Source organism: Sphingobacterium sp. UBA7625 (genome assembly GCF_002484085.1).
Taxonomy (GTDB): domain Bacteria; phylum Bacteroidota; class Bacteroidia; order Sphingobacteriales; family Sphingobacteriaceae; genus Sphingobacterium; species Sphingobacterium athyrii.
Map to the genome: position 1 here is coordinate 20,195 of NZ_DLJD01000034.1, position 17,974 is coordinate 38,168.

The 17,974-nt window shown below is 36.1% G+C and carries 15 protein-coding genes; 5 read left to right on the forward strand and 10 right to left on the reverse strand.

All coding sequences use genetic code 11. From position 1 onward, the window contains the following. Nucleotides 1-138: 138 nt before the first annotated feature. From B4G94_RS15905 to B4G94_RS15925, 5 genes are all read right to left on the reverse strand, one after another. Nucleotides 139-525, reverse strand: a complete 387-nt coding sequence (locus B4G94_RS15905; RefSeq protein WP_286860049.1) for an alcohol dehydrogenase catalytic domain-containing protein — start codon at nucleotides 523-525, stop codon at nucleotides 139-141. An 84-nt stretch (nucleotides 526-609) separates the two neighbouring features. Next, complete coding sequence (locus B4G94_RS15910) at nucleotides 610-1,455, reverse strand: aldo/keto reductase (RefSeq protein WP_286860051.1); 846 nt, start codon at nucleotides 1,453-1,455, stop codon at nucleotides 610-612. A gap of 68 nt (nucleotides 1,456-1,523) precedes the next feature. Further along, nucleotides 1,524-2,507: an aldo/keto reductase gene (locus B4G94_RS15915; RefSeq protein ID WP_286860053.1), complete on the reverse strand. Its 984-nt coding sequence runs from the start codon at nucleotides 2,505-2,507 to the stop codon at nucleotides 1,524-1,526. A 10-nt stretch (nucleotides 2,508-2,517) separates the two neighbouring features. Next, the gene (locus tag B4G94_RS15920) at nucleotides 2,518-2,904 is read right to left on the reverse strand and encodes a nuclear transport factor 2 family protein (RefSeq protein ID WP_286860055.1); all 387 of its coding nucleotides are present in this window, start codon (nucleotides 2,902-2,904) and stop codon (nucleotides 2,518-2,520) included. A gap of 140 nt (nucleotides 2,905-3,044) precedes the next feature. Then, complete coding sequence (locus B4G94_RS15925) at nucleotides 3,045-4,025, reverse strand: aldo/keto reductase (protein ID WP_286860057.1); 981 nt, start codon at nucleotides 4,023-4,025, stop codon at nucleotides 3,045-3,047. Between the two features lie 196 nt (nucleotides 4,026-4,221). Here B4G94_RS15925 and B4G94_RS15930 point away from each other — a divergent pair, with 196 nt between their 5' ends. The 5 genes from B4G94_RS15930 (at nucleotide 4,222) to B4G94_RS15950 (ending at nucleotide 11,505) form a co-directional block, all read left to right on the forward strand. Then, nucleotides 4,222-5,118: a helix-turn-helix domain-containing protein gene (locus B4G94_RS15930; RefSeq protein ID WP_286860059.1), complete on the forward strand. Its 897-nt coding sequence runs from the start codon at nucleotides 4,222-4,224 to the stop codon at nucleotides 5,116-5,118. 1,118 nt (nucleotides 5,119-6,236) lie between these two features. Beyond that, nucleotides 6,237-6,422, forward strand: a complete 186-nt coding sequence (locus B4G94_RS15935) for a heavy metal-binding domain-containing protein (protein ID WP_286860061.1) — start codon at nucleotides 6,237-6,239, stop codon at nucleotides 6,420-6,422. A gap of 70 nt (nucleotides 6,423-6,492) precedes the next feature. Beyond that, nucleotides 6,493-8,634 carry an ATP-dependent nuclease gene (locus B4G94_RS15940; protein WP_286860063.1) on the forward strand — a complete coding sequence of 714 codons (2,142 nt, stop codon included), beginning with the start codon at nucleotides 6,493-6,495 and terminating at the stop codon, nucleotides 8,632-8,634. 2 nt (nucleotides 8,635-8,636) lie between these two features. Continuing rightward, nucleotides 8,637-10,439, forward strand: coding sequence for a UvrD-helicase domain-containing protein (locus tag B4G94_RS15945; RefSeq protein ID WP_286860065.1), 1,803 nt, complete (start codon nucleotides 8,637-8,639; stop codon nucleotides 10,437-10,439). Between the two features lie 169 nt (nucleotides 10,440-10,608). Next, nucleotides 10,609-11,505 (forward strand): HNH endonuclease, encoded by an 897-nt coding sequence (locus B4G94_RS15950; RefSeq protein WP_286860067.1) that lies wholly within the window; start codon nucleotides 10,609-10,611, stop codon nucleotides 11,503-11,505. 491 nt (nucleotides 11,506-11,996) lie between these two features. Here B4G94_RS15950 and B4G94_RS15955 read toward each other — a convergent pair whose 3' ends face one another. The 5 genes from B4G94_RS15955 to B4G94_RS15975 form a co-directional block, all read right to left on the reverse strand. Next, nucleotides 11,997-15,293, reverse strand: coding sequence for a DEAD/DEAH box helicase (locus B4G94_RS15955; RefSeq protein WP_286860069.1), 3,297 nt, complete (start codon nucleotides 15,291-15,293; stop codon nucleotides 11,997-11,999). Between the two features lie 74 nt (nucleotides 15,294-15,367). Then, entirely contained in the window at nucleotides 15,368-15,952 is a 585-nt protein-coding gene (locus tag B4G94_RS15960; RefSeq protein WP_286860070.1) for a hypothetical protein, read from the reverse strand. A 62-nt stretch (nucleotides 15,953-16,014) separates the two neighbouring features. After that, nucleotides 16,015-16,314 (reverse strand): hypothetical protein, encoded by a 300-nt coding sequence (locus tag B4G94_RS15965; protein WP_286860072.1) that lies wholly within the window; start codon nucleotides 16,312-16,314, stop codon nucleotides 16,015-16,017. A gap of 310 nt (nucleotides 16,315-16,624) precedes the next feature. Further along, the gene (locus B4G94_RS15970) at nucleotides 16,625-17,158 is read right to left on the reverse strand and encodes a GNAT family N-acetyltransferase (protein WP_286860074.1); all 534 of its coding nucleotides are present in this window, start codon (nucleotides 17,156-17,158) and stop codon (nucleotides 16,625-16,627) included. A 165-nt stretch (nucleotides 17,159-17,323) separates the two neighbouring features. Continuing rightward, nucleotides 17,324-17,581: a helix-turn-helix domain-containing protein gene (locus tag B4G94_RS15975; RefSeq protein WP_286860075.1), complete on the reverse strand. Its 258-nt coding sequence runs from the start codon at nucleotides 17,579-17,581 to the stop codon at nucleotides 17,324-17,326. Between the last annotated feature and the right edge of the window lie 393 nt (nucleotides 17,582-17,974).

Sequence of the window (17,974 nt, forward strand, 5' to 3'; positions counted from 1 at the left end):
TAGGAACTTTTTACAAAATAATTTGAACTGACATGAAATTCCTTAATGCTCACGTACCACATCTATGGTTAGAGCAAAAAAGCATTTCCAGCCTTAGCGAGGAAATGCTTTTTTGATACACTTAAACTAACAACTATTTTAGCTTTCTAAGGAAGCCATATCAATCACAAAACGATATTTGATATCTCCCTTTTCTAGTCGGTCAAAAGCTGTGTTTACATCCTGGATATTAATAATTTCACTATCGGCTGTGATATTATGCTTGAAACAAAAGTCTAACATCTCCTGAGTTTGTCCGCAACTACCTGCAATACAACCAACACCAACTAAATCTCCAACTTTGTAGTTTTTAACGTGATGACCAATTGCTGTAACTTTTCCCAACAATTCGTGATCGGGAACTATTGGCCACATTGTACCACCAAAATCATCTTTTATCTGATGCAAATCTGAATGGCAAATTCCACAATATAGAATTTCAAATTCTACATCATGAGCTTGTACATTTCTACGGTTGATGGTCATTTCCTGTAATGGTGATGTAGCCGATTTTGTACCATATGCTTTTACTTGTTTTGTATCTATATTGAATTACATTTATTTCGTTATTTATTTAATCATTGTCGAAAACCATTTGATAATTGCTGGGTCTCTATGGCTAAAAAACTGGCTTTCTTTAGTATCCATCGCTTGAATCAGTGTCATGTCTTCTTCCGAAAGTTCAAAATCAAAGACGTCAATATTTTCAATCATTCTCTCTTTCCTGACAGATTTTGGAATTACCACTACATTCCTTTGAATGAGCCAGCGAAGCACTACCTGTGCGACCGACTTATTATATTTATTGCCTATGGCTGACAAGGTATCGTTCGTGAAAAGTTCATTGCGGCCTTCAGCAAATGATGCCCAACTCTCAATCTGCACACCATTTTCTTCTAAAATTTGCTGGTCTTCCGAGCGTTGGTAAAAAGGATTTGTTTCAATCTGGTTAATTGCAGGCACAATTTCGTTGTTTACGATAATATCTACTACACGGTCTGGATGAAAATTGCTTAAGCCGATAGCTTTAATCTTTCCCTCTTTATACAACTCTTCCATAGCTCTCCAGGAACCGTGAACATCACCAAAAGGCTGGTGGATCAGATACAGATCAAGGTAGTCTAATTGTAGCTTTTGTAAAGAAAGTTCAAAAGCTTCTTTTGTTTTCTCATAACCTACATCAGTTATCCAAAGTTTCGTAGTAACGAAAAGTTCTTCTCTCGCTACGCCACTTTCTTTTATCGCATCGCCAACAGCTTCTTCGTTTTGGTAAGCTGCTGCGGTATCAATAGAGCGATAGCCTATTTTGATGGCATCTAAAACTGTTTTTTTACATTCCTCGTAATCTGGTATTTGATAAACACCTAATCCCAAAATCGGCATTTCTATGCCGTTATTTAACGTTATGTTATTCATTTTAATTTCATTGTTTTATTTCTGTATCTGTCAATAAACGGAAACTTCGTGCGTATGGATGATTGTTATTATTTTCCGACCCTACTTTTTAAGTGGGCTGGATAACGTTCACCTACAATTTCAATCTGTTTGTATGCGATTTCTATATTCAGTAAATCTGCTGTTGATAGCTCGATATTTACAGCACCGACGTTTTCCACCAAACGATGTTTTTTTGTAGTTCCGGGAATTGGGGCAATAAAAGGTTTTTGAGCCAATAACCAGGCTAAAGCAACCTGAGCAGCAGTTGCTTCTTTCTCGCTTGCGATAGCTTTTAATAAATCAACCAAAGTCTGATTTGCTTTTCTGTTTTCTTCTGAAAATCTTGGAACGATATTTCTAAAATCATCTTTATCAAACTGTGTATTTTCATTGATCCCTCCGGTCAAAAATCCTTTCCCCAATGGGCTGAATGGTACAAAACCAATATTCAATTGCTCTAATGCAGGTATGATTTCCTTTTCCGGTTCACGAAAAAATAGGGAATATTCACTTTGTAATACGGAAACAGGCTGTACAGCATGAGCTTTCCGAATGCTTTCTACGCCCGCTTCGCTCATTCCAAAGTATTTTACTTTACCTTCTCTTATTAAATCTTTCACTGTTCCTGCAACGTCTTCCATCGGAACATTCGGGTCAACCCTGTGTTGGTAGAACAGATCAATAACATCGGTGTTGAGCTGTTTCAGCGATCCTTCTGCAACGGCTCTAATTCTTTCAGGACGGCTATCCAAACCTTTATTGGCATCACCATCTTTAAAACCAAATTTTGTCGCAAGCACAACTTTGTCCCGAAAAGATTTCACAGCCTTTCCTAAATACTGCTCGTTTAATCCTTGACTGTAGGCTTCTGCTGTATCGAAAAATGTGATGCCTAATTCATAGGCTTTTTGTATCAATGCAATGGCATCGATTTCATTCGTTGCAGGTCCGTAACCAAAGGTTAGCCCCATACAACCTAGTCCCAATTGGGAAACTTCTAATCCTTGCGTTCCTAATATTCTTGTTTTCATATGTTTTATCTTAAAATGTAGTTGCTACCGATTTTTGAATAATCCATTTATTGTTTTTCTTTTCAAGCTCCATTCTTTGTTGTAAGCGCCAAGTGTTTCTTGTGCCCCAGATACGTGCATCCAATAAATTTTGACCTACAAACGAGGCTTTATCTCCAATAATGGTTACTGAAGTTTTCACCTCTTCATAGGAATAGTATTTCATACTTTCACTTTCTATTTCAGCAAGCCAATCGCTTTTGAGCTGTACATACCCTGTGATATGCGTAAGTGTAAATTCTGCATCTAAAATTGTACTGATTGCTGCGGAGTCTTTCTTAATCATTAATTCAGTGAGCTGTTTTGTAACCAATAGAATTTCAGCTTCGTCATTTCTATATTTATCATTATGTACCATAGTTTGTGATGTTGAATTTGTTTGCGAACAGGCTGTTGTTAAATGAAATATGAAAGACAGCAAAATCAGCATTTGGAAAAATTTAATCTTAATTGTTTCGTTTTTAAACAATTGAAGCCTTTGATATAAGCATTGCAACATTATTGAGCTTCCGATAACCCTAAAAGATCCTCATTCAGTCTTGCACCTTGGAATGTGATTTTTTCCAATCCATTTTCTATTTCCTGTACGTCTTTCGAGCTAAGATCTATATTGACAGACTGTATATTATCATCCAAATACTCGATTTTATCCATTCCGGGAATTGGTACGATAAAAGGCTTTTGAGCCAATAGCCAAGCCAAGGCAATCTGAACAGGTGTTGCACTTTTTTGATTGGCTATTTTTGTTAATAATTCCACTACTGGCATATTTGCCCTGATTGCCTCTGGTGTAAATCGTGGAAACACAGCACGCAAATCTGTATCACTGTCAAATTTTGTATCAGGCGTAATTTTACCAGTTAAAAAGCCAGTACCAATTGGACCCCAAGGAACAAATCCTATTCCTAATTCTTCGCAAAGTGGTAGCACTTTGGCTTCTGGTTCCCTTGTCCATATAGAGTATTGATTTTGAACAGCAGATACTGTCTGTACTTTGTGTGCTCTGGCAATTGTTTCTGCACCAGCTTCTGAAAGACCAAGATATTTCACTTTACCTTCGGTGATTAAATCTTTTACCGTTCCTGCAACATCTTCAATAGGCACATTCGGGTCAACTCTGTGTTGATACAAGAGATCGATATAATCGGTCTTTAACCTTTTCAATGATGCTTCTGCTACTTTACGGATATGTTCTGGACGGCTGTTAATTCCTGTATCTGAAATCATTCCGAATTTAGTAGCAATAATTACCTCTTTACGGAATGGCTTAACCGCTTCGCCCACTAATTCTTCATTTGTATATGGTCCATAAGCCTCGGCAGTATCAAAGAAATTGATTCCTTTTTCATAAGCACTGTGAATTACCCTAATTGCTTCTGATATAGCTGTTGGCTTACCCGTTCCAAAACTCAAGTTCATAGCACCCATCCCGATTGCTGAAACTTCTAATCCTTGCGTTCCTAACGTTCTCTTTTTCATTGTTAAATTTTTATTAATGACACATTTAAAATGGCTCTGACTTTTACCATTTTTTCCCAATACAAATTTCAGAACTTTAAATAGGTGCATACTTATATCAATTACTGCTTTACATACCATTATTACTGATTGGCTATAAATAAGCATTGTAGCTATACAAGAATGTGTAATTTTGTTTTAGCAAAACGAAAGAGAGATGGAAGAAATAGTAAAACTGGATAATGTAACAGTATATAATAAGCTGCGTGGCGTAGAAACCTTGCACCCTTTGATTACGGTAATCGATCTGTCAAAAGCTGAACCGATGCCTGCACAAACCTTTCATTTTGGTTTATACGCCATATTTCTGAAAGAACTGAAATGTGGTGAATTGAAATACGGCAGAAATAATTATGATTTTCAGGAAGGCACATTGGTATTCATTGCTCCTGGTCAGATATTGGGTGTACAACCCGGAACAAAGATATTAGATCCTAAAGGATGGGCGGTACTTTTTCATCCCGATTTGATAAAGGGAACCGCTTTGGGAAAATTCATTCAGGAGTATTCTTTTTTCTCTTATGCTTCTAGTGAAGCTTTGCATCTGTCAGAAAAAGAAAAGCAGATAGTGTTGGATTGCTTCGCTAAAATCCAATATGAAATGGATCATTCCATTGACAAACATAGCAAAAAGTTAATTGCTTCAAATATTGAATTGTTTTTGAACTATTGCACTCGCTTTTACGACCGACAGTTTATTACAAGAGATGATGAGCATAAAGGTGTTTTAGAAAGGTTTGAACATTTGTTGAACGATTATTACACTTCCGATAAGCCACAAAATAACGGTTTGCCATCTGTTGGTTATTGTGCTGAGCAACTACATTTGTCACCCAACTATTTTGGAGATTTGGTTAAGAAGGAAACAGGTATATCCCCACAAGAATACATACAATCCAAAGTAATAGATTTAGCCAAAGAAAGGATTTTTAATATTGATAAAAGTATTAGTGAAATTGCTTATGAATTGGGGTTTAAATATCCGCAGCATTTTACTCGTTTATTTAAACAGAAGACGGGTATGTCGCCTGTTGAATACAGAAGTTTGAATTAGTTTAATCATTAAACTATCTGATTCCTAGCTCACGATTCTTGCTATTCTGTGGTTTCTTACACAGTAGAATGAACACGTAATTTGCTAATTAGTTTAATTTATTCTCAGAATTGCACGCAAATTTATTGGATAAAAACACCTTCAGCAATCTAAATTATAAAAACCAACGATAATCAAGCGACGTTCTTTTGCTTCTTTTCTTTGGTCGCAGATGTGGAAAGAAAAGAAGTTCGCTAAAAACAAAGAAAAGGATAATGAATGTCCTTATAAAAACAGATCGCATCCTTGTTTGATAAAATGTGAAGTGAGAATGGTGCATAGCCATATATTTTGGCAAAGGGGTTGCATCGCTGGATTTTGGCTATCAGGGGACTGGTATGGGGTGTGAACAAAAATCTTTCAGATTGCACCACGAAATAAAGTGCTGCCCCAATGTTTAAAAACATATGACCAATTCATTTATGACTTATTTACAATGACTGAGATAATTCTTAATTATAGTTTGCTGGTCTCACGATCTATAGCGATTATTACTTAGCTATTTTCATAGTATAAATAATTCCAGAAGTTCTTCCGGATCCATTATAGTTATCAGTTAAATTGAATGAATTTACCAATTCATATCCAATCTTCGACATATAGTTCAATATGGAGGTATCGCCAATGCCATTGACAAATTAGAGGTACAGCTACAGCACAATCATGCTGATATCTCTACCTGGGAGGAGGTTGAGTATGATCTTTCTTTTGTAATCGGCAAACATGTCCAATTTGACCAGACCTTTGTCTTGTTAAGGGATTTAATCGAGCAGCAGGCCTCGCAGAAATTGGAAGAGGCCGGCTTGAATGTTTCGGAGATTCGTGAGCGCGCGATCTCGACTTTTAGCTAGGGGAGGAGTCTACCTCTCATAGCTGGAGTAGTGATCAGTCAGTAGGGTTATTTTGTTATCAATATGCTTATACGGTTTCCCGTAACCAACCTTTTTTATAAACCACTAGCTTAGCCTTACAAAGTGTGTAATAATCTAGATAGTTAATATTGACAAACATATTAATTCAAAATAAATAATTATATTCGGCTTGGGTATTAACTATGCCCGATTGAAAAGTAGCATGCCATGATAGTAACCACGACCAATTCCATCGAAGGGAGGGAGATTTCACGATATAATGACCCAATAGCAGCTAACGTTGTCATCGGCACCAATATCTTTAGTGATATAGGGGCGGGCTATGTAGCTTACTTGGAATACAAAATGAAAATTAACAAAGAGAGCACATATAGATTATCGACGTCATTGTAAACTTCGATTTCGATAAATTGATAGCTGAAAAAACAGTATTTAGAATTGAAATTAGTAATCCTTATTTTTAATGTATATATCTAAAATTAGCCTCATCAATTATAGAAACTTTGCGAATGCAAATTTTTACTTCAACAAAGGGATAAATACCATCATAGGCGAAAATGGTTCTGGAAAAACTAATGTATTCAAAGCCATAAGATTGCTGTTGGAAGATGTTTCTCTACCATACGCTTATAAACTCACTGAAGGAGATTTCAATAGAACTTTAGATAAAGGAAGGTGGAAAGGACATTGGATCATAATCAGTATCGAATTTGATGAATTAAATGATGATGAGGCAATTCAATCCTTATTTATTCATGGTGCTGGTATTGCTGAAGAGAAGTACGTTAAAAAAGCTACCTACAATCTTTTTTTTTGTCCAAAGGCAGATATAAGGCAGAAGCTATCAGAGTTAGCAGAGGGAGATCTGGTCGGACTTCAAACCGTGCTCAATGAAATTACCGTGCTCGATAATTACGAAACTTTTTTCACGGGTAAAAGTACTGCTGATTTTAGTGATCCAGCCGTATATAAGGAGCTTGTCGGTGACTTTGAAAATGTTATTTTCCCCCCAACGATTGATGCCTCAAAATTTGGATCTAAAATTCCGCATCAGCTTTCTGTGGCAAAAGAGATTTCGTTTACCTTCATTCAGGCCCTACGCGATGTTGTCAGTGATTTTCATAACAACAGAACTAATCCATTGCTCGGACTATTGAAAAATAAAAGTGGTGAGATCAATGAAGCAGAGTACAAACCGATAAGCGATCTGGTAAACGATTTGAATCAAAGAATCGAGTCCCTTCCTGATGTACAAAACATCAGATTAGATATAAGATCCACAATACAAGATGCCGTTGGACAGACTTATTCTCCGTCATCCTTGTCGATAAAATCCAGTGTACCCGATGAAGCAGAAAAATTGCTCCAATCTTTAAAATTGTTTATCGGTGAGCCGGGGGAAGAATATGAAGGTGGAATACATGAATTAAGTTTAGGTGGAGCAAATCTTATTTTTTTAACCCTAAAGCTTCTGGAGTTTAAGTATCGTAAATCAAAGGATACTTTTGCCAATTTCTTGATAATTGAAGAACCTGAGGCCCATATCCATAATCACATACAGAAAACTTTATTTGATAAGTTGGACTATGGCGACACCCAGATTATTTATTCAACCCATTCTACGCAAATCTCCGAGGTGAGCAACGTAGAGAATATAAATATCCTAGCGAAAAAATCAAATTATGCTGAAGTTTACCAGCCTTCAACGGGATTGAATGCAGAAAGCATAAATCAAATTCAACGTTATTTGGACGCTGTAAGGACGAATTTGCTTTTTGCCAAGGGCGTAATTTTAGTTGAAGGCGATGCAGAAGAAATTTTGATTCCGATAATGGTTAAGAAGGTACTGGGTGTCAGTCTCGATGAACTTGGAATAAGTTTGATAAATATTCGAAGCACAGGATTTGAGAACGTTGCCCAGCTATTTCATCAGGATAGAATAAAAAGAAAGTGCGCAATACTTACAGATTTGGATGCCGCCATTTGCGACACTATTGTACAACCTGGTGACAGTGCTACCATGCAAAAATATAAGAAGAGAGTTGCTGGTTCGCAAAAAAAAGGTTTAGAAAGAAAAACTGTATTAGATGCATTTGAGATAGGAAATTCTTGGGTCAAAGCATTTTACGCAAAGCATACCTTCGAAGTTGACTTTGTTACCGAAGGAAATGCTAGGGAAGTCATACAAATAATAGATCAAGTTTATGTAGACCAGCCTACAAGGGATCAATCTTTGACGGACCTTGAAGAAGATGACGTTTCGGTATATGGAAAACGTGTACTCACGATGGCAAAGCAGGAGGGAAAAGGTTGGTTCGCCATTATGTTGGGCAAACACATTTCCCATAAGACTATAATACCAAAATATATTCTAGATGCTATCTTTTTCGCAAGGGATACGTATTCCTCTAATATTGTAGCAGATATAATCGACTACCGAATCAAAAAGTGTTTAGAAGATGACAGTACATCGGATTTTACTGGTTGTAGGAAAGAACTTTTGAGGTATAGAAGTGAAGAAATAAAATTGGAAGATTTAGCATTCTATTTCGACCTCGTTATTCCCAACGACCAGGTTATGACCGTAATTGATAAATTGAAGTAGTGATGTTTGTTTGGGAAGGAAATAGTATTAATAAGGAACAACAAGATGCAATCCTTGAAGATGGTAGTGTACTGCTTGTCGCTTGCCCCGGTAGCGGTAAAACAAGGACCTTAACGTATAAAATCGCTTATGAACTAAGCAGATTAAAGTCTGACAGGGAATTTGTAATCGCAATAACTTATACCAACAGTGCGTCGGATGAGATTAAAGAGCGGGTTGAACTATTAGGCGTAGATACCACACAGTTATGGATAGGCACTATTCATTCCTTTTGTCTCGAGTGGATTCTAAAACCTTACCATTTATATTCAGAGAGGTTAAAGAACGGATTCAAAGTGATCAATTCATTTGATTCTGAAAAAATTTTGACGGCGTTGTGTACACCCTATAAAAAAGAAAAGATAACATACTATGATTGTGGTATTCTTGCCAAAACAGATGCATTTTATCTGACTTGTCTCAATACTCAAAAGCACAGATCCTTAAAAAAAATCCTAGGGGAATATTTCGATATCCTCGAAAAAAACAGACAAATTGATTTTGAACAAATCTTATTTTACGCCTACGAATTGATTAATACAAAGCCAATTATTGCAAATATTCTTTGCAAATTGTTCCCATTTATCTTAGTTGACGAGTATCAAGACACTAAGGAAATACAGTACCATATCATCTCTAAAATTTTGGCAGCAAATAAGGGCGCTTCAAAGACACTTATCGTAGGTGATCCTAATCAGTCTATCTATGAATCTTTAGGTGGATATCCAATGGCAAAAGATGAACTTGAGAAGTTGTTGGGTTTTCCGTTAGTGCCTTTAAGTCTTGATAAAAATTACAGATCATCAGCTGCAATAATTGAATATTTTGACTATTACAAAACTTTTGAAACCCCAATTATTGCGGTCGGTAGTGATAAGGATTATCCCAGCTTAATCACCTTTAATTCCGGAGTTTCTGTAGATGAGTTAATTGAAGAGCTGGCCCAATTAATACTTCTTAATATTGAGGATTTGGGAATTAATCCCAATGAAATTTGCATTACCGCACCACAATGGGTACATATCGCAAGCATTACAAGGAGACTTATGGTACGTCTTCCTGATTTCAGTTTTGACGGACCAGGAATGGCACCGTTTTCCAGGGATATCGATAATTTTTGGTTTAAGGTTTCAAGAATTGCATTGACTGAGCCGTCCCCACATATGTACGTTAGACGTTTGAGATGGGCTAGGGAAATATTAAGCGAATTGGATTCGGCCGGGGTTGATGTATCAAGCACAACAAACAAAAAGTTCCTTAAAACTTGTAATTCTTTTGAGATCATCGAAACGGATGGGTTAACTTATTTGAGATTGTTTTTTACTCAAATCTGCAAATACCTTAAAATCAAACTGACCAATTTCCCCTTACTGAACGAACACTTCAATTCATTTTTTGCCAGTTCTGAAAGTAGAATTCAAAGACTGATAGAAGACGGTAATCCGTTTATTGGTGAAATCGAAAATTTTAAAAAAGTATTCAGGCAAAGGGACGGCATTACAGTTTCCACCATTCATGGTACAAAAGGTGAGGAATACGACACGGTAATTGGTTTTGGCTTATTGGATGGATATGTGCCTCATTTTAACGATAATAATGGTGTGGAAAACTCTAAAAAGTTGTTGTATGTCTTAGCTTCAAGGGCAAGAAAAAATTTACACTTGATTTCAGAAAGGAAAAGAAATGTTCATTGGTATTATGCACCCGAAGGGAAACCGCCGACTTCTCATTTAATTGAATACAATTTTAAATATTCAAATAAATGAATGTTAAGTTTATCGCCAACAACTTTCATAAAAAAATCTAAACAAGATGAACAAGTATAAAGGTATGAATTTGCCACAATGCAAACACCTATTGGAAATCAGAATATAGCTATTTGCCCATCCCATTCTCTTTATCATAAGAATCGATAGACATTTTTAAATCTAATTTATGCTTAACAAGTTTGTTTCAAATTATAAAGATATTACAGGAAAAGATGATATATATGCATGCCCTATATGTTTAAAAGAATTTCCTGTCATCAAAGGTCAAATGCCGGCGGGGTTAACCAAAGAGCATGTGCCCCCACATTCGTTAGGCGGGGGAGTAAAATGCTATACTTGCTCTACATGCAATAATACATTTGGTGCAAAAGCTGATAGTCATTTATTGAAAGGTATTCAGCTAAATCAAAAAACATTTTTTTTATCATTGAAAGAACAGAAGATTAGGTTGTTTTCTCAAACAGGGGAGATGTTTCAAGGTCACGTTTCTACTAATGAAGATGGGACGCTCACTATGCATCACAGTAAGAAAAATAATCATCCTAGTAAGCTAGAAACATTTATAGGGACAGTACGCGAAGGAAGTATACTGAATTTTATACCAATTGTTCCAAAAGTGGATTTACACCTTTTAAATGTGGGATTGTTAAAATCTGCATATTTGTTTGCTTTTGAGATGATCGGTTATGAGATTGCCTTTAATTCAAATTATGATATAGTACGTGAGCAGTTGCTAAATCCTGATGACAAGATATATTTCGAAAATACAATCTTGCGGGATGCTTTCATCCCAGGCCAGGAGGGTGTATATTTTTCAGAGATAGGTGGTATAAAGTTTATTTGCGTAGTTCTTAAGTTAAAATATCATCACTCTGAGATATTTTTTGGCATACAACTTCCTCATACAGATTCGGATAGCCTGTTAATTGATGTTATATCATATATTCAATCGTATTTAAGCTTTTCGTCTGGTTTCTCAGAAAATTCTATTTCATATATTGATAGGGCAATGGCCAAGCAATTTATAGAAAAGTTAACGTCAACATTTACTAAGGTGCAATAAAAGTAACTATTCAGGTACAATGCCTATTTATCATTACTCCAGCCCTCATGTTAAAATAGAATAACGATCCGTTCTATACCGTAACGGANNAGCAATGCTTTTTATGCGAAGGTGTACGAACCGCCATCACGTCTATGTTGTTTATAATATAAAACTGGCATTCAGCAGAGATACTTGGTATACTCTGCGCGGGAAAATTTAATAATCAGAGCTGATTTTTATCTGGTTATTAAGGATATTTCTAAGAAATGGAAATGCCATTACATAACTGGGGCTTGACCATATCCCAACTGTCTATTAGGTTTGAGGATAGACTCAAACTGGAAAGAGATTTTTTAGATTTAGGTTAATTATCCGATGACACAGTTGGAATTACACTCCCCTTACAATAGTGTTAGATGTCATATGTTATTTAACTTGAGTAACAACGAGTTTCTCTCTTCCTATGGAATATTTAATAACCAAATTTCAGTTGCGGTAATATTTTTTAATTAAGCACTACAAATTATTTCTAAGTCTATTCCAACCGTTTCTTTTAAAAAATTATGCGCTGAAGCAAGAACGGAGATTTGATCTTTAGATTTGTTTTTGACCGAAATCCCAGGTTGAACGATGATAATCTGCATCCTAACTTCTTTGAAACGGCTGGCTTGACTGAATTTATTGATATCGACATTGCTACCAACAATAAATCTGGTTGGCCTGAGTGCGTTCGCCAATCTTTTTTCTCTGCCCAAAAGATGCACACAAAGATCTTTAAATTTCCACTTCCACTTGGTTGAACGCACGGCTTGAGAACAGACCTCTACCGCGTCTTTTATCCTTTCTCCCGCATCAACCCCGCCCGAAAATTTGCAGTGTACGAGGCTCAGTAGAATATGATCTGATTCCTCCTTCATTGCCACAATGTCAGCCGCTTCGCCTGGAGCATCATCATCAAAAACCATTTGGTAACCCCCGTTGACAAATGCTTCTGCCGCTTTGCCTTGAATAGAGTCTGTTCTTTTAATATTTTCTTTCCAAATGGATTCCTTTTTTATATCCACACCGCCCCAATCCCAAATTTCAAATGATTCATCTGGCAAAACTAGTGTTTGTGGGTTTTGTGGTTTTATTAAAAGATTACCATCTAATTCTGACAAGTCCGTGAATCGGATCAATGGTGGATATTCGGAGAGATAATCGCTTAGGGACAAGTCTAATTTTCCCATTTTTAGACGGATCTCAGCTCCGCTTTTCCTTTGCACTATATACCCTGCTTCACCTCCTATACGCAACGTGTAAGTCACCCAATTATCTACGTTTGCAACACTTAGAGAAAACTGTAATTCTGTATCACTTATTCTTTGAGGAGTAGCAACAATATCGATCATAGAAAGAGGCGTGTTTCTTATACCGTCATAGCACAGTATCTTTTCATCAGAGCGGCGCAATAATTCGATTGGCCAATCGATACTTAAAATAAGTGCTTCCGGCAGTTTCTCGGCTTCTTCAGGTATAAGAACATTGTCAATAATCTTTGACGGGTCGATCGTGGAATCGACTAATTTATCGCCAACATTTTCGCACCATTTAATCAGTTCTGGTATGGTTCCAGGATCTCTTGCCCAGACACGCCCTTTGGCGGAGCACCCAATAGTGATTGGTTTTCCGTCCTCCCAACCGGTGCCACTAAGATTTGATTTACTGGAACCACCTTTTTCCGTTAACGTTAATGCTTGTACAACATCCGCACCCACATACATCGCAAACCGCAAGTTTCTCCGGCCATGTTTTTTAACTCCAATATTTTGAAAAATCAACCGATTTATTCTGCCAAGGCAACGGAAAATCACCTCGCCATCGAGCGCTTTTGTTGCGCCGACAGCCTCTAATAATTTTGAATATGTGGCAGATTTGTCAGTTGCGGAAAAGAACAACAGGTTTCTCTTTTCATCATGATGAAGAACGAATAGATGCCATTCTCTATCTCTTACCGCTTTGGATTTTGTCCAAGCTAAAGCAAATTCATTTTTCGTAATAAAATAGGTTGTTCTTGAGGCATCATGTATCCACACCTGTTCCACTGACATATTATCCAATATTCCTTCGTGGAAACGTTTGGGTTCATAATTCTCACACTGGTAAACAGTTGTATTGAAGGTAGGCCTTAATAAGTGGTTTGAAATTTCGATGGAGTCTTCGCTGTTATCAACCTTATCTAATCTTTTAGAATCATTCAGAAAGCTGATGAGTTCAGCGTGTGCTCGAGCTGCTCGGGAACTCATCTCGCTTAGTAGATAATTCCAATCCGCATCCTCACTATAAAGGCGTTCTAATGCTTCGGAAACTTCAGCTTTAGCAATGTTGGCAATAACTGTTGCTTCTCCAATCGCTTGCGCCGCAGAACGAGTAAAGCGACCTGTGAATTGTAATAATATAGCCAGACTTTTATGAATATCGTGAACAGCTGCAATTTTTAATTGGGGGAGATCGAAGCCTTCACCGAGCATATTGACACATACCACGATTCTGCTTTCACGATTAAATAGTTTTGCCAAAGAACGATCACTACCTGATTTTTCTGAATGTATTAAAACAGGATTATATTCCGGGGCAATTTTGTGATATATTTTAAATATTTCACCTGCCCTTGATGTATCAGAACACCGTGCCATTAGAATGTGATCAAATCTTTCCAAATCTCTTTTCAACTGATCTACCGCTGCTTTGGCAATAGCCTCATCTGCAGCCATCACGTCGATCTCATGAATAGGGTGGAAATTTATTTTTTTAAAATAGCCGTCTATTTGAGCTTGTTGTAACGGGTATTCATAGATCACTTTACCGTCAACCAGTTTGCTATCACGCCGAAATGGTGTAGCAGTAAATTGAAGAACCTTTTTATTGTTAAAATACTCTTTAAATGCTGACCAACCTTTTGCAGCAATATGATGCGCTTCGTCTACTATAAGCGTATCTACCTTTTGAGCAATTAAAGAATGATATCGGACATTCTGTGGTTCAGTTAAAACAGCCATGGTAGAAACCACCACGTTACATTTATCGAATATATCCAAATCTTCATTCTTCTTCGGTCCTGATTGAATAATTCCAACTATCGGATTAACGATGTTTGGAGAAACAACATTAAGGAAACGTAGCAATCCTAATGTTGTAAATTTCCTAAAAGTTTGGTCACGAAGTGCTTTAGATGGCACTACTATTAAAATCTTTCCTGGTTGAAAAGCAACAAGACCTGCAAGCATAGTTTCAGTTTTACCTGTTCCTGTTGGCATGACTAGTGTTGCTGATTGATTGCTCATTGTCCAATGCCCTCCAATAGCGTATAAACCTGCTATTTGCGGTGAACGAAGGCCTTTTTTAAAAATAGTACCATCAGCATTTTGTTTTTCAGTTATATATTTAAAACTGTCAATCCAGGTTGCTTCTATTTCATTGGCTATTTCAGCAAGTCCTTTTTTGGTTACTTTTTCTCTGAATAATTGAGCTCGTTGATGTGATTGCCAATAATATTTATTCTTCTCATCTATTGATAGAACACCATCTGCGCCTTCAGGAATATTCTTAACTTTTCTCCGCGTTAAAATAATTTTATGTCCGTCAGAAAGCGTTAGTAAAGGTTCTTTTATGCGTGGTGAAACATTGATTTCTCCGATGGATTGAATCGTTTCTGTTTTGCTATTTTCAATAATATGTTCGATAAATCCAACTGCTTGCTTAAACTTGCCAGAACATATTGCTGGTAAGTTAATAGAATCTCCAGGGGATAATTGGTTAATTGGCATAATGAGATTAAGGTTTATATTTTAAATATAACAAAAAATAGCAATATCGGTATAGCTTGGAGAGCGGTATAAAATCATACAATTAGATGGTGATAATAATAATTACTATTAATCCTCATAAACGATGATTCGGGTTGTAATTGGCGAGTAGTTTCTTTAAAATCAATTTCGTTACCAGCTTCACCTGAAAATGCTATTTTATAATAATAAACTACAGTCAATAGTAGTGCTCCCACAGAATTTATAGTATTTTGTAAATTAGCTTCATTAAAGTGATTATTTCTTTGATGTTTAACATTATTATAACTTCGCCACCAATCTGGATTTTGTGTTCCATTCCAATTATCCCATGGTTTATAAGAAATGCCAAATCGATCAATACATATTTCTTCATTGACGAATGTACCAAGTTGGTTTTGAATAATATTTCTGTAATCATTAATATTATTTGCTGTTTGCGAAGGGTCAAGCAGGTGGCACAATTGTCTCATTATTACATCAACTTCAGAAGAGGCAGACAATAAAATATGAGTCAATTCTATTGAATAAGTTCCAAGATTTGCATTCGCAAACTCTATATAGCGAGAAAGGTTTTCCAGGTCTTTTTCGATTGCAAGAAAATAATTCCAGTGATGTTTAGGGGTTTGAAACGTTATCATGGAGTATTGATTTAAAAAAGCTTTCTTAAATTTGCTAAATATTAAAAATAAGAGTAATTCAATTATTCTTCTCTGTATTTTCTGAACTCTTTCTTCAATTGCATTCCTCTATAGGTAATAATAGGCAATGGATCTCCTTGACGGATAACGGGGGCAGCAACTATTACTTCCTCAAACATTGACACTGGATAGTCACCGTCTTTTAATTGAATTTCATTTCTATTAAAATATTCCATGTCATATGGCGACGATGAGAATTCTGCATATTCATTATCATCATCTTCTACTTTTAAATAATCGATTTTAATACATTTTTGTATTCCTTTTGCGTCGGTTGTCAATTTTATTATAGATTCTTTCATAATATGATCTTATATAATTTTTAATTTAAATTTAAGGATTAAGCAAGTACCTGGGTACTAACTTATTCAATAAAAAAACGCTTTTACGCATATTATTTATAGCTATTGATTTATTGCTCTTTTTCTATGACTTATATCGCAAACTTTAATATCAGTTATTCACCACATGTCCTTAATTATGGCCATGACAAATAATATTATCAACGTACAAAAGAACATATGTCCCATAAAGAACATTATCCGTTTTTTCCTTGGCTCTTCTTTACCTATATAGCCCCACTAACTGCAATACAAGCCAAGTAAGCAAAAACTAGTTTGTGCTCAATAACTTCCAATAGATCATCCCTTGATACTCTTTAACTACATTGAAATTTAGAAAAGTTAATATTTTTTGTGAAGCGAAATTATCTTCTGAACAATTGGCTGTAATCGCTTTAACTCCTGCTTGTTTAAATGCCCATTCTATTAATCCTAAGGCAGCCTCTTTTGCATATCCTTTTTTAGTTTCGGTCTGAACAATGCCATATCCAAGATCAACCTCACCATATTCATTAGGAGCACCTTTAAATCCAATATCTCCCATTAATATATTTGTATTTTTATGAATAACCATCCATGATTCAAATCCGGTAGGCGATTGTACTTTGTTTAAATTATTTATAATTCTTGGCAATGTATCCAAAGTTTCCAGATCTGGCCAATCTCTAGTAGGCATAATACCTAAATCTGTAAGACGTGAAGTTGAGCTTGATAATGCTTCCTCACAAATCTGTATTGTAAAAGGTAATAATTTTAATCTATCTGTCTGAATTTCAAGTGGCATAACAATGAGTTTTAAATTCATTTGATCTGTTTGGACGGAATTCTTAATTTACAGGAATCTGTTTCAATTTGAGAATATACCCCTCTTCGGTATTGATTCGTAAATCAGGAAATTTAAGATTAGTAAGATATCCGATTTCTTTGCTTGGAGAAAGTTAAAACTTTGTATTCACTTCTTTTTTAGCTTCTAGCCGAAATTAATATTAATAGGCTTTTCAGGCATAAAATCCTTTAGGCTACACTCTAATCCCGTTGCCAGTTTGTTTAACTGATCGTAGGTGTACATACTCGGAGAGTTTTCTATTTCAATCTGGCCTACGTATCCTGAAGTTACTCCAAGTATTTTAGCAAGTTTCGCTTGACTGACTTTTTTTGCTTTCCTTATTTCTCTCACCAATTTAACGATTTCCCATTCTATTTTAGTTTTTGGTATTTTTTCAGCCATAATTTTTTTAAATTATTTGCATAGCTATAGCTAAGTTCTTATATTTGCTTAGTGATAGCTAAGTTTTAATATGCTATCTGATTTTTTATTTATGCCCTTAATTGTTGGGGCATTGAGTTAACTTGAAATATTAAGTGTTTTAAACACTTTGATATTATTGACGAGTCTCCAACTTTCCACTTGGTACCTGGGAAGGAGGCGGTAAGGTTAGCTCATTACCTGCGAATATTGTATCTTTGCATACGCGCGGGAATGAGCCTTGCTGAGTAGCCGCTTCCGGGTACCACCTTAAGTTTACTTAAGGCCTAGCTAATGCTTTCGGGCTTTAGCGAAAGAGTGGGGAAAGGCAAGGTTTCATTCCTTCGTTATTTTGGAACTCGTTCACATAAAACC

What these genes read in the sequence shown, in the direction of transcription:
- B4G94_RS15925 (WP_286860057.1), bottom strand. Translation starts at nt 4,025, where the DNA reads ATGAAAAAGAGAACGTTAGGAACGCAAGGATTAGAAGTTTCAGCAATC.
- B4G94_RS15935 (WP_286860061.1), top strand. Translation starts at nt 6,237, where the DNA reads ATGATAGTAACCACGACCAATTCCATCGAAGGGAGGGAGATTTCACGA.
- B4G94_RS15975 (WP_286860075.1), bottom strand. Translation starts at nt 17,581, where the DNA reads ATGGCTGAAAAAATACCAAAAACTAAAATAGAATGGGAAATCGTTAAA.
- B4G94_RS15905 (WP_286860049.1), bottom strand. Translation starts at nt 525, where the DNA reads ATGACCATCAACCGTAGAAATGTACAAGCTCATGATGTAGAATTTGAA.
- B4G94_RS15910 (WP_286860051.1), bottom strand. Translation starts at nt 1,455, where the DNA reads ATGAATAACATAACGTTAAATAACGGCATAGAAATGCCGATTTTGGGA.
- B4G94_RS15930 (WP_286860059.1), top strand. Translation starts at nt 4,222, where the DNA reads ATGGAAGAAATAGTAAAACTGGATAATGTAACAGTATATAATAAGCTG.
- B4G94_RS15915 (WP_286860053.1), bottom strand. Translation starts at nt 2,507, where the DNA reads ATGAAAACAAGAATATTAGGAACGCAAGGATTAGAAGTTTCCCAATTG.
- B4G94_RS15950 (WP_286860067.1), top strand. Translation starts at nt 10,609, where the DNA reads ATGCTTAACAAGTTTGTTTCAAATTATAAAGATATTACAGGAAAAGAT.
- B4G94_RS15955 (WP_286860069.1), bottom strand. Translation starts at nt 15,293, where the DNA reads ATGCCAATTAACCAATTATCCCCTGGAGATTCTATTAACTTACCAGCA.
- B4G94_RS15945 (WP_286860065.1), top strand. Translation starts at nt 8,637, where the DNA reads ATGTTTGTTTGGGAAGGAAATAGTATTAATAAGGAACAACAAGATGCA.
- B4G94_RS15960 (WP_286860070.1), bottom strand. Translation starts at nt 15,952, where the DNA reads ATGATAACGTTTCAAACCCCTAAACATCACTGGAATTATTTTCTTGCA.
- B4G94_RS15970 (WP_286860074.1), bottom strand. Translation starts at nt 17,158, where the DNA reads ATGAATTTAAAACTCATTGTTATGCCACTTGAAATTCAGACAGATAGA.
- B4G94_RS15920 (WP_286860055.1), bottom strand. Translation starts at nt 2,904, where the DNA reads ATGGTACATAATGATAAATATAGAAATGACGAAGCTGAAATTCTATTG.
- B4G94_RS15940 (WP_286860063.1), top strand. Translation starts at nt 6,493, where the DNA reads ATGTATATATCTAAAATTAGCCTCATCAATTATAGAAACTTTGCGAAT.
- B4G94_RS15965 (WP_286860072.1), bottom strand. Translation starts at nt 16,314, where the DNA reads ATGAAAGAATCTATAATAAAATTGACAACCGACGCAAAAGGAATACAA.